Origin of the sequence: Vreelandella sp. F11 (assembly GCF_042466685.1) — a bacterium.
Classification (GTDB): Bacteria; Pseudomonadota; Gammaproteobacteria; order Pseudomonadales; family Halomonadaceae; genus Vreelandella.
Map to the genome: position 1 here is coordinate 471560 of NZ_CP170448.1, position 11938 is coordinate 483497.

Annotated in this window: 8 protein-coding genes; all 8 read left to right on the forward strand. The window is 49.3% G+C overall.

Annotation, left to right across the window (positions count from 1 at the left end; genetic code table 11):
- Positions 1–149 precede the first annotated feature (149 nt).
- Positions 150–1919 carry a sodium:solute symporter family transporter gene (locus ACFIOZ_RS02180; RefSeq protein WP_386081947.1) on the forward strand — a complete coding sequence of 590 codons (1770 nt, stop codon included), beginning with the start codon at positions 150–152 and terminating at the stop codon, positions 1917–1919.
- A gap of 54 nt (positions 1920–1973) precedes the next feature.
- On the forward strand, positions 1974–3233 hold the full coding sequence (locus ACFIOZ_RS02185) for an alginate lyase family protein (RefSeq protein WP_386081949.1): 1260 nt from the start codon (positions 1974–1976) through the stop codon (positions 3231–3233).
- Positions 3234–3280: 47 nt separating this feature from the next.
- Positions 3281–3973 (forward strand): oligogalacturonate-specific porin KdgM family protein, encoded by a 693-nt coding sequence (locus tag ACFIOZ_RS02190; protein ID WP_386081951.1) that lies wholly within the window; start codon positions 3281–3283, stop codon positions 3971–3973.
- A 107-nt stretch (positions 3974–4080) separates the two neighbouring features.
- Positions 4081–5799, forward strand: coding sequence for a sodium:solute symporter family transporter (locus tag ACFIOZ_RS02195; RefSeq protein WP_386081953.1), 1719 nt, complete (start codon positions 4081–4083; stop codon positions 5797–5799).
- A gap of 282 nt (positions 5800–6081) precedes the next feature.
- Complete coding sequence (locus tag ACFIOZ_RS02200) at positions 6082–7146, forward strand: polysaccharide lyase family 7 protein (protein WP_386081955.1); 1065 nt, start codon at positions 6082–6084, stop codon at positions 7144–7146.
- 86 nt (positions 7147–7232) lie between these two features.
- On the forward strand, positions 7233–8804 hold the full coding sequence (locus tag ACFIOZ_RS02205; RefSeq protein ID WP_386081957.1) for a Re/Si-specific NAD(P)(+) transhydrogenase subunit alpha: 1572 nt from the start codon (positions 7233–7235) through the stop codon (positions 8802–8804).
- Between the two features lie 16 nt (positions 8805–8820).
- On the forward strand, positions 8821–10263 hold the full coding sequence (locus tag ACFIOZ_RS02210; RefSeq protein ID WP_386081959.1) for an NAD(P)(+) transhydrogenase (Re/Si-specific) subunit beta: 1443 nt from the start codon (positions 8821–8823) through the stop codon (positions 10261–10263).
- Between the two features lie 617 nt (positions 10264–10880).
- Positions 10881–11858, forward strand: a complete 978-nt coding sequence (locus ACFIOZ_RS02215) for a sugar kinase (RefSeq protein WP_386081961.1) — start codon at positions 10881–10883, stop codon at positions 11856–11858.
- Positions 11859–11938: the final 80 nt, after the last annotated feature.

Genomic DNA, 11938 nt, shown 5'->3' on the forward strand with positions numbered 1-11938 from the left:
ACTATTTTATACAAACGTTCTCGGCTAGAAGCGCTTGAAGCTTATTGTCTTTATGTAAGGTTCTTTGAGCACGTAGTTTTCTTCCGGGAACAATGATCGTTTCTCTCTTAGAGAAAATATAAAATCAATGAACTAACGAGTGCGCCATTATGAACTTAGATTTAGATACTACAATAATAGGAATCTATTTCCTTTTTCTTATAGCCATTGGTTGGCTATTCAGAACATTTACCTCGACGACCAGTGATTACTTCCGAGGTGGTGGTAACATGTTGTGGTGGATGGTCGGTGCAACATCCTTTATGACCCAGTTCAGTGCATGGACATTCACTGGTGCTGCGGGCAAGGCGTATGACGATGGTTTTGCTGTCGCCATCATTTTTATAGCCAATGCGTTTGGCTATCTAATGAATTACTTATATTTCGCACCACGCTTCAGGCAACTCCGGGTAATTACCGTTATCCAAGCCATGCGTCTTAGATTCGGGAAGGTCAATGAGCAGGTTTTCACTTGGTCAGGGATGCCAAACAGCATAATCGCGGCGGGCATTTGGCTGAATGGGCTAGCAATCGTTGCTTCTGGTGTCTTTGGCTACGATATGGAAACTACCATTATCATCACTGGTCTGGTTGTGCTTTTTATGTCGGTCACTGGTGGGTCTTGGGCAGTCATTGCTTCGGACTACATGCAGATGGTGATTATCATGGCAGTGACCATCACTTGCGCTATCGTAGCGGTGCATCATTCTGGGGGTGTCACGGAAATAGTAGACAACTTTCCGGTCGACTTCTTTGTTGGCGATAACATCAATTACCTTTCCATCTTTGCTTTGTGGGGCTTCTTTCTTTTCGTAAAGCAATTCAGCATTACCAATAATATGCTGAACTCCTATCGTTATCTAGCTGCCAAGGATTCTGCAAATGCCAGGAAAGCTGGTCTTCTAGCATGCGTACTGATGACTATTGGACCACTTATCTGGTTTATGCCGAGTTGGTTTATGGCAAGTGAAGGTGTTGATTTGGCTGCGCTCTACCCTGAGGCTGGCGCGAAATCGGGTGATTTTGCCTATATGAGCTTTGTAAGCTTATATATGCCGGCAGGTATGCTTGGATTGTTAATTGCCGCTATGTTTGCCGCCACGATGTCATCCATGGATTCGGGGCTGAACCGCAATGCAGGCATTTTCGTCAAGAATTTCTATGAAGTAGTGTTGCGTCCTAATGCCAGCGAGAAGGAGCTTGTACTGGCATCAAGGCTTTCTTCTACCGTATTTGGTTTGGCGATTATCGGTTTTGCATTATTCATCAACTCGCTAAAGGGGCTCAGCCTTTTCGACGCTATGATGTATGTCGGCGCTTTAATCGGCCTGCCGATGACAATACCTGCACTGTTAGGTTTCTTCATTCGTAAAACACCGGACTGGGCTGCCTGGGCAACACTGGTTGTGGGGGCCGGAGTTTCCTATTTGGTTGGCTTTGTGATGACCGCTGAGTTTATCGAGAGCACTTTTAACCTGGAGACGGCTTTAACTGGACGTGAATGGTCTGATCTTAAAGTGGCAGTAGGTATCATGGCGCATGCAGTTATTACAGGTGGCTTCTTCATTTCCACGCGGCTTTTCTACCGTGGGCTAAGTCCGGAGCGTGAAGCAGAAGTTACGCAATTCTTTGTTAACCGTGAAACGCCCGTAGTGACTGACGACGATGAGCATCGCAGTGTCGATAACCGCCAGCGTAATATTTTGGGCTATCTAATTGTGGTCGCAGGATTAGCTGTTGTATTGATGTTCCTTCTTCCAAATCCTTTCTGGGGCCGTATGGTGTTCGTTCTGTGTGGCGGCATTATTTTAACCATCGGTTTAGTACTAGTTAGTTCTGTAGATAAAGGAAAAAAGGAGGTGTTAGCGAATAGCCATTAAATATTTTTCACATAACAAAAAGTGAGCTAATTTAGCTATTAATAGGAAATAAGAATGCAATTAAAAAATACAAGTACAATTTATACGAGCGCTGCCTTAGCGGCAATTTTAATATCGAGTACGGCTCAAGCCCGTGAGCCAGTCTTTATGTCCTTAGACGTTTTAGAAGCATCACGGGCAAGTGTTGCAGCCAGCGATGATAACTCGAATGTTAAGCGCAGCTACGAGCGTTTACTAGAAGAGGCTTCCTATGCAATGGAGGCAGGCCCTTTTAGTGTGACTAATAAAGGTATGGTTCCGCCCAGCGGAAGCCGTAACGACTACATGAGTATTAGCCCTTACTGGTGGCCAGACACATCGAAGGAAGATGGGTTGCCCTGGATCCGTAAGGATGGCGATGTCAATCCAGCCTCTAAGACGGGTGAAACCGACTCTCGTCGTATTGGACATTTTACTCGTTCAGTCAGAGCATTAGCTCTGGCAGGATACTTCTCACAACGTGAGGAGTACTCTGAAAGAGCCGTCGAATACTTACGTACTTGGTTTATTAACAGCGATTCTCGTATGAACCCCAATATGAATTACGCGCAAGGCGTTCCTGGGGTGGCGGATGGACGGCGTGGCGGCATTATTGATAGTCGCTCATTGGCGACCAGATTGCTTGACAGCATCGCGATTCTCGAAGAAACAGGCTACTTAAGCACTGAAGATTCTGAAGCACTTGATGCCTGGTATTCTGATTATTTAGATTGGCTACTAACCAGCGAACTGGGCATGGCTGAATCTCGTTCAGAGAATAACCATGGTACTTGGTATGACGTACAGGTAGCGAGTATCGCCGCTTTTTTAAATAATGAAGAAGTGGCTCATGAGTGGGTCTTGAATGGGCGAGAGAGGATTGGTTTACAGTTTTCGGTTGATGGTTCCCAGCCCCATGAGTTGGAAAGGACACGTACTTACCATTACAGCTACTTCAATATCGACGCCCATAGTTTTCTGGCACAGCTAGCTGATAAGTATTCACTTGCATATTGGGATTACTCTATACCAGAGAGTGGTAGCCTAATCGATGGTATTCATCTTCTAGCGAATTACAACGATCGAGCTGATCATTGGCCATGGCCAACAACGTCTGAACCACGCACATTACGCATGATGTCTATCTATCGAAAGGCGGGTTTGGGGGCTGGAGATGAGGATCTCTTAGCCCTATCTGATAGTGGTGATTTCAGTGATTTTACGGTTGAAGACAACCTTGCAGAGATTTGGTCAGAGCGGGATGTCGAACTCCTATATCCCTTGTCTGAACAATAACGTCTCTGTTTTTAAGCAATAAATATAATAGATAAAAGGAAATTCAAATGAAAAAGAAATTTTTATGGGGTCTGGCAACAGTCGGGCTTATGTTATCTACTAGTGCAAGTGCGGTAACGTTAGATTTCCGGCATGAGTTGAAGCATCACACCGATCAGCATGCCAGCAGGGTTAAAGTTAGTGACTCTATCGGTATGTTTTATTATGGCCTGGAGGCGAAATTTTCTGGTGACAGGAGAGAAGATGGTAGTCAAGACGCATTCTCTGACCTAGGACGAGGAGATAGTGAAATTGACTGGGGTATTAGGCATTCGCTGGATGACAATTGGTATATTCAGCCAGGTATGCCGATCGCTTTTGGTGATGGTAACTATAGTCTAAAACCACAGCTGCGTGTTGGCTACCGAGCTGATGATATTCCTCTTACAACCTCCTTGCGTTATCGCCGTCAGTTCACCAGCTATAGCGAAAACTCTAGTGATGACTACGTACTGAATAAAATTACTTTTAAGATGGATTATAGCCAGGGGCCATATCGCTATTGGTTCGAAGCGAACTATAACCATAACGAAGATAGAAACATCTTCGATAATAGTAGAACGTCCTACGATGCCCAAATTGGTGCAGGTCGCCGATTCGGTGCCTGGATGCCGTACTTTGATATATCGGATGTTGGTGTAGGATCTGATACCGATACTCGTCAATTGAGAAGTCGTGTAGGTGTCAAATTTTACTACTGATTGATCTACTCAAGTAGTGGAAGATCGATATAAAGACCATGGTTTCCGGCGCTGCAATAAGCCTTATGTTTATCAAATATACATAGTGATAGGGAGAGTTATAGATCATGTCGGTTGTAGACAAGGTTGCGCTACTCTTTTCTATCGCTTTAATTGTGGTAACAGTAATAGCCTATAGGCGGCGTGCGGAAACCCCTGATGGTTTTGTTCGAGGTGGGGGCAGGGTTCCGTGGTGGATGGCTGGGAGTACAGCCTTCATGACACAGTTTTCTGCCTGGACTTTCACCGGCGCTGCACAAAAGGCTTACGAAGATGGCTTTTCTGTACTGATGATTTTCTGGGGGAATGCCTTTGGTTTTCTCTTGGCTGCTATATATTTTGCGCAAAGATTCAGGCGCTTGAGAGTCTCTACCTATTCAGAAATCATTCATCTTCGCTACGGGAAATTAACGCAGATTTTTTATGTGGTTAGCCAGATCTTTCTGACACTGATGACGGCCTCTATCGCTTTGTATGGTGTGTCTCTCTTCTTAGGGGCGGTTCTCGGTGTCCAAGTTTCGCTAGTATCGGTTGCTATCGGATGCGTCATTATAGTGGTCAGCTTGGTCGGTGGCGTGTGGGTCGTTTCTGCTAATAATTTTATTCAAATGATTCAGTTAGCTGTGCTGACTTTTGTTATCGGTGGCTTCGGGCTTTGGTTTTCAGCGGATACCAGTACGCCGATCGTTGTTAACGAGAAGGGCTTTTGGATCGGTTCTGACGACTATAGTATTACGATCATGGTGATCTGGTCTTTAGCCATGTTGGTTAAGCAATTTATAAGTATTAATAACGCTACGTCGAGTTATCGCTTTCTGACTACCAACGGCGATCATGAAGCGCGCAGAGCAGCGGCGCTCGCTGCAGTGCTGTTTATCATAGGGCCTGTCACGTGGTTTATCCCACCTTGGCTGGTTGGTCGGTTAGGCGTCGATCTTGTCTCTATATATCCCAATTTGGGAGACAATGCAGCTAATGCAGCATATGTATATTTTATACAGGAGTACTTACCTTCGGGTGTGCTTGGTTTAGTGGTAGCGGCAATGCTTGCGGTGACGGTGGCTCCCATTACTACATCGCTCAATCGTGATGCAGGAGTGGTCATTAGTTTACTCTCTCCTTTGTTAATATCGTCGAATAGGCTAGGCCATAGATTGGTTAATATAGGCCGTGCATTCGGTGTTATGCAAGGATGTTTGATTTTACTACTAGCGGTTCTTTTAGGCTATGTGCAACATCTTAGCCTCTTTGAGATTATGGTGCTATTTGGAGTGCTCTTTCAAATGCCGTTGGCTCTTCCAGCTATGTTGGCAATTGTGAAAACGGGCGCGCCAGACTGGGCTGGGTGGGGAGGGGTAGTAGTGGGGTTGGTATCTACTATTTGTACTTACATATTCCTCGATATTGAAGCGATTTTCCTTTGGTTAGGCAATGCTTCAATTGAGCAAAGTCAATTAGTGGATATCAAGCTAGCTGTTTCACTGTTTATTCAAATTGTATCAGTACTTAGCTTTATTTTTTTAGCGAAGCATATTTATGATCCAGTAAGAAGTTTTGCGCGTCAGTCTGATGTCGACCTACTCTTTAGTCGGCTTAAACAACCAGTAGCTGCACAGAATGTAGCAGGCAGTTCCGGTCACTCGCGTCATCTAATGCCAAGAATTGTTATATGTTCGGCATTGGCCTCCCTTGTGCTTGCCGCCATTTCAGATCATATACTGGGTGCGAGTTTCTTCATCGTTGTGGTCACGTTACAGCTAGGGATATCAAGATTATTAAGAGCCTAAATTTTAAAATTTATAATCATTAATATTGCCGATGATTAGTTTGTTTTTAATTAGAGATAGGGTTATAGCAACCCATGCCTCGTCACGTCACATGAAATAGGCTTACGGATATAATGGCGCGATTATGCTTCGAGTATCATAAAATTATTTATGTAAAATAGCGTTTTATTTTTATTTAAAACATTTGATTTTTTTGAAACGTTGCTCTAGTTTTGTATGCGGTTAGCATATTAATTGTGGTAATCGCCTCAACTTAACAACCAGAACAAAAGGATTAAAATTATGTTACTACGTAATAAAACGCATCATCACTCCGTTCTCAAAACTATAGTGGCAACCTTTGTCACCTTTAGCATGACTTCCTCGGCGCTAGCGAATGACGCCATCCCAGCAGAAGTGTTTGACCTCGGAAACTGGAAAATTACACTTCCCATGGATGCTAACAACGATGGAAACGTTGATGAGGTGCCGGTAGCTGAACTGCAGTCCTACGTTCACCCTGACTATTTCCATCTAGATGACGATAGCAACTTGGTATTCGTAACGCCTAATAGTGCATTTACCACTCCCAACTCCAGTAATTCACGCACCGAGCTTCGTCAGATGCTCCGTGGAGAAAATGATAGTATCGGGACTAAAGACCCAGCGAACAACTTCTCCCTTGCCTCTCACCCTGAAGCGGAAAGCTTTGCCCAAATAGGTGGATATCTTGAGGCTACCCTTCGGGTAGAGCACGTCGCCGAACGTACTGAAAATCCTGAAAGGCAGTCTGCTTATTCAGTGGTGGTAGGGCAGATCCACGCCCTCAAAGATGAAGATGCCATTCAATCAGGTAGCGGCTTCGGGCATGGTAACGAGCCATTAAAGATCTATTACAAGAAACTTCCCAATCAAGCGACTGGGTCTGTGTTTTGGAATTATGAGAGAAATCTCGCAAAAGAAGACGCTGACCGCACCGATATAAGTCATGCCGTATGGGGCAATGATTGGAGCAACAATACCAACCCGAATGAAGAAGGCATTGCTCTAGGCGAAAGCTTTAGTTATCGCGTTGAGATCAAAGGCGACATCATGCACTTGACCTTCCTTTCAGATGGTCATCCGACGCGAACTTTTGAACAGAACCTTGCTGACAATGTAAACAGTAACGGCAACGCAGATACCAAAGACAATCCTGAAGGATACGCGGGAGAAGGAATGTACTTCAAAGCAGGCTCCTACAACCAATGCAATACGAGGCCTGACTCTGGGGCTTGTGCAGGTACCGGCAATTGGGAAACTGACCTCGCCAACGGTGATTATACGAAGGTTGTTTTCTCTACCTTGGAAAGTGGAAGTATTCAGTAACAGTTTGAAGGCATGACGCCGTTTAAGGTGCAGCGCCAAGGACCGAGCAGTGGCGCTGCAGAAAGATCAGGCAAGGGAGAACGCGAGTGAAAATAGGTGCCCCGAAAGAGAGTGCCCGGGGGGAAGCGCGGGTCGCGCTAACCCCCGAGAGCGCCAAGCAAATTCAGAAGCTAGGCCACGAGTGCTTAGTAGAATCCGGCGCTGGACTAGCGGCGGGCTTTAATGACGACACTTATCGTGATGCGGGCGTTACCGTAGTGGAAGGAGCCGACGCGCTCTGGAATGACACTGATGTGGTCATTAAAGTCCGCGAGCCTTCCGATGATGAGGCCGCGCGCCTGCGCCAAGGCCAAACCCTCATAGCCTTCTTCTGGCCCGCGCAAAACGAAGCGCTGCTGGAAAAATGCAAGGCACAAGGCGCCAGCGTAATCGCCATGGACATGGTGCCGCGGATTTCCCGGGCCCAGAAAATGGACGCGCTCTCCTCCATGGCCAATATCGCCGGTTACCGCGCGGTAGTTGAAGCCGGCAATAATTTTGGCCGCTTCTTTACCGGCCAGGTCACCGCCGCCGGTAAAGTGCCGCCCGCTAAAGTGCTGGTGATTGGCGCAGGCGTTGCCGGGCTCTCGGCCATTGGCACCGCCACCAGCCTGGGCGCCGTGGTACGCGCCTTTGATGTACGCCCCGAAGTCTCCGAGCAAATCGAGTCGATGGGTGCGGAGTTTCTGTTTCTCGATTTCGAAGATAGCCAGGATGGCTCAGAAAGCGGTGGCTATGCGTCGCCCTCCAGCCCCGAGTTCCGTGAAAAGCAGCTGGCGTGCTTCCGCGAACAGGCCGCCGATGTCGATATTGTCATCACCACCGCGCTGATCCCCGGCCGCCCCGCGCCCAAGCTGTGGCTGGAAGATATGGTGGCGGCTATGAAGCCGGGTTCGGTGGTTATCGACTTAGCCGCCGAGAAGGGCGGCAACTGCGATCTCACCAAGCCAGATGAGCGCGTTGTCAGCGATAACGGTGTTGTAGTGGTGGGCTACACGGATTTCCCTTCACGCATGGCAACGCAGTCATCGCTGCTTTACGCCACCAATATTCGCCATATGCTGACCGATCTCACCCCCGAGAAAGAGGGCGTGATCAATCACAATATGGAAGACGACGTGATTCGGGGCGCCACGGTGACGCACGAAGGCGAAATCACCTTCCCGCCGCCACCGCCGAAAGTTAAAGCGATTGCGGCCGCTAAGCCGAAGAAAAAAGAGAAAGAGCCGACGCCGGAAGAGAAAAAGGCCGCGGAGCTAGCCACCTTCAAAGCGCAAACCAAGCGTCAGGTGAGCCTACTGGCCATCGGCGGTGTATTGATGCTGCTGCTGGGCCAAGTGGCGCCAGCGTCCTTTATGCAGCACTTTATTGTCTTTGTGCTGGCATGTTTTATCGGCTTCCAGGTGATTTGGAAAGTAAGCCACTCGCTACACACGCCCTTGATGGCGGTGACCAATGCGATTTCGGGCATCATTATTTTGGGGGCGATTCTGCAGATTGGCTCCGGCAGCGCAGTGGTGAGCGTGCTGGCGGCGATCTCAGTACTGATCGCGTCAATCAATATCGTGGGTGGCTTCCTGGTGACACGCCGGATGCTGGCCATGTTCCAAAAATCCTAAGCGGCGGAGAGACGATATGTTAGGTCAAGGATTCGTATCTGCCGCGGCAATCGCGGCGAGCGTACTGTTTATTCTGTCGTTAGGCGGGTTAAGCAACCAGGAAAAAGCCAAGCGGGCCGTATGGTATGGCATCGTGGGTATGGCGGTGGCGGTGTTCTTCACGGCCCTCGGCCCCGGTATCGGCGGCTACTGGTGGCTTATTCCGATGATGCTAATCGGCGCGGGTATTGGTGCCTATGTGGCGGGGAAGGTCGAGATGACCGAAATGCCCCAGCTTGTGGCAGCGTTGCATAGCTTTGTGGGTTTGGCCGCGGTGTTCGTGGCTTGGAGCGCAGACCTAGAGCGACGCAGGGTAATGGCGGCGCGTGCCGCTGAGGCGTCGTTGGATCAGTTCTCCGCCTTTGCTGCGCTAGTCGCGACGAAAGCCCCCGACGAGCTGATGTTCCTGCAGGTTGAGGTAGTGCTGGGCATCTTTATCGGTGCGGTGACGTTTACAGGCTCGGTAGTCGCCTTCGGCAAGCTGGCAGGTAAAGTGGATGGGAAGCCTCGCCAGTTACCCGGCGGGCATATGCTCAATGCCGGAGCTGCAGTGCTGTCACTGCTGCTGGCGATTCTCTACCTGAACGGTGCGGGCTTCTGGACGCTGATTGTGCTGGCGGCGCTGGCCTTCTTCATCGGCTACCACCTGATCATGGGCATTGGCGGGGCCGATATGCCGGTGGTCGTTTCAATGCTCAACAGCTATTCCGGCTGGGCAGCGGCTGCTATCGGCTTCACGCTCTCTAACGATCTGCTGATTGTCACCGGCGCGCTGGTGGGGTCATCGGGTGCGATTCTCTCTTACATTATGTGTAAGGCGATGAACCGCAACTTCGTTAACGTGATTTTGGGTGGCTTTGGCGGAAGCTCTGGACCGGCGGCAGAGATTGAAGGCGAACAGGTGGCGATTGACGCCGGTGGCGTAGCCAGCGCTCTGAACGATGCCGATAGCGTGATCATCGTGCCGGGTTACGGCATGGCGGTGGCTCAGGCGCAGACGGCGGTGAGCGACTTGGTGCGTAAGCTTCGCGCAGCGGGTAAAACCGTGCGCTTCGGTATTCACCCGGTGGCTGGCCGCTTGCCAGGGCATATGAACGTACTGCTGGCCGAGGCCAAAGTGCCTTACGACATCGTGCTGGAGATGGACGAAATCAACGACGATTTCGCCACTACCGACGTGGTGATCGTGATTGGCTCCAACGACATCGTGAACCCAGCGGCGGAGGAAGATCCCAAAAGTCCTATCGCGGGTATGCCGGTGCTAAAAGTATGGGAAGCCAAGCAGGTGTTTGTCAGCAAACGCGGCCAGGGCACCGGCTACTCGGGTATCGAGAACCCACTGTTCTTCAAAGACAACACGCGGATGTTCTACGGCGATGCCCGGGATAGCTTGAATACGCTGCTGCCGTTGATTGATTAGAGTTAGGTATCGAGTCCTTGGTGATGATTAGTCAGCCTTACGATTAATAACTCTAGTTGTTAGGGCTGTATTTTTTCCGTCGCGGTGATCGTTGATTGATGTTGCAGCGCCCTGGCCGAGTAATGGCTATAGCGTCAGTGCCTAGCGAATACGGCAATTGAAAGGTTCGACCACCCTGTTTATATAGGGCTTTCCGGTTTTGCATAGGTGGAGTTCGATGCCACGAGCCAGGGCTCTTATTGGCAAATGAATGACGACCGCCAGGCTGGTGCTCTTTGCTCGGGTGAAGCGATCTGAAAAGGCCTTTCACTGTCGGTCAGTACAGTCTGGGTTTTGAAGAGGGCTTTTTTCTGTACCCACTTCATGAACGTCAACGCATCGTTCGCGGGCTTCCGACACCTGAATTCCCAGTCGGCCCAGCGCGTAACTCGGATGATGGTGATACTAAGGTAGTGCTTCAGCTGCTTGTTAGGTAACTCGGGCGGTTGCTTAATATAGATATACACGAAGCTATACTTTATACCCATTGATAAATGGGGAATTACCAGCATTGCTACTTAACAACTGCCGCAACGGTGCAATTAATAATTCAACCTCTTACGATATGGTAGAGAACTATGAAACAACCTTTGGCTCCTCCAGAAATCTTAGCTTTCGGTGAGGCCATGACGATGTTCGTCGCTAAAGAGCACGGCGAAATGAGCAGCGTCGAGAATTTCCAGCGTCGAATTGCTGGGGCGGATACCAACGTGGCCATAGGCCTAGCTCGCTTAGGTTTCCATGTAGGTTGGTTGAGTCGAGTCGGTAACGATGGTTTTGGATGCTTCGTTCGGCAAGCTTTGGAGGCCGAAGGACTCGACTGCCGACACTTGCATATCGATCCAGCTCATCCCACCGGATTAGTTTTTAAAGAGCGTGCACAAAACGGTGTTGACCCTAACGTGGAATACTATCGTCGTGGTAGTGCTGCTAGTCACTTGGCACTGTCAGACGCTGAAGGCGTTGATTTTAAGGCACTGCGCCACGTCCATGCTACCGGCATCCCCCCAGCACTTTCATCAAGCTCCCGTGAGCTCGCCGAGACTATACTTGAGAGGGCCCGAAACGCTGGTGCGACCCTCTCTTTCGATCCCAATATTCGCCCTAGTCTGTGGAGTAGCAAAGCAGAAATGCGCGAAGTTCTTAACGCTATGGCAGCCCGCGCCGACTGGGTGCTGCCTGGCCTAGCAGAGGGACGCTTGCTGACTGGGCGAGACAGCCCTGAAGCGATTGCAGACTTTTATTTAGAACGTGGTGCGAGGGCTGTCATCATTAAGTTGGGTCCCCAAGGTAGCTATTATCGAGGTAGTCTAGGCGGCATTCACTCTGACTTCACTATGCCGGGCGTACCGGTTGATAAGGTCGTCGATACTGTGGGCGCTGGAGACGGCTTCGCTGTGGGCGTTATCAGCGCATTGCTTGATGGCCTTTCCCCGAGGGAGGCTTTGCAGCGTGGCAATCTTATCGGAGCTCTGGCGGTACAGGTGCGCGGTGATATGGAAGGCTTACCCGACCACAAGCTCCTGGTTCGATTGGAAACTACGCTAATCAAATAAGGTGCATTGCATTTTATCGGGTAACGCTGCTTTTATCTCTGAATTTAACTAATAAGCGCAGCACCTGCGGTTTCTAGTGC

Bases quoted from the DNA above. Each gene is read 5' to 3' on its own strand.
- ACFIOZ_RS02180 (WP_386081947.1), top strand. From the start codon at position 150: ATGAACTTAGATTTAGATACTACAATAATAGGAATCTATTTCCTTTTT.
- ACFIOZ_RS02185 (WP_386081949.1), top strand. From the start codon at position 1,974: ATGCAATTAAAAAATACAAGTACAATTTATACGAGCGCTGCCTTAGCG.
- ACFIOZ_RS02190 (WP_386081951.1), top strand. From the start codon at position 3,281: ATGAAAAAGAAATTTTTATGGGGTCTGGCAACAGTCGGGCTTATGTTA.
- ACFIOZ_RS02195 (WP_386081953.1), top strand. From the start codon at position 4,081: ATGTCGGTTGTAGACAAGGTTGCGCTACTCTTTTCTATCGCTTTAATT.
- ACFIOZ_RS02200 (WP_386081955.1), top strand. From the start codon at position 6,082: ATGTTACTACGTAATAAAACGCATCATCACTCCGTTCTCAAAACTATA.
- ACFIOZ_RS02210 (WP_386081959.1), top strand. From the start codon at position 8,821: ATGTTAGGTCAAGGATTCGTATCTGCCGCGGCAATCGCGGCGAGCGTA.
- ACFIOZ_RS02215 (WP_386081961.1), top strand. From the start codon at position 10,881: ATGAAACAACCTTTGGCTCCTCCAGAAATCTTAGCTTTCGGTGAGGCC.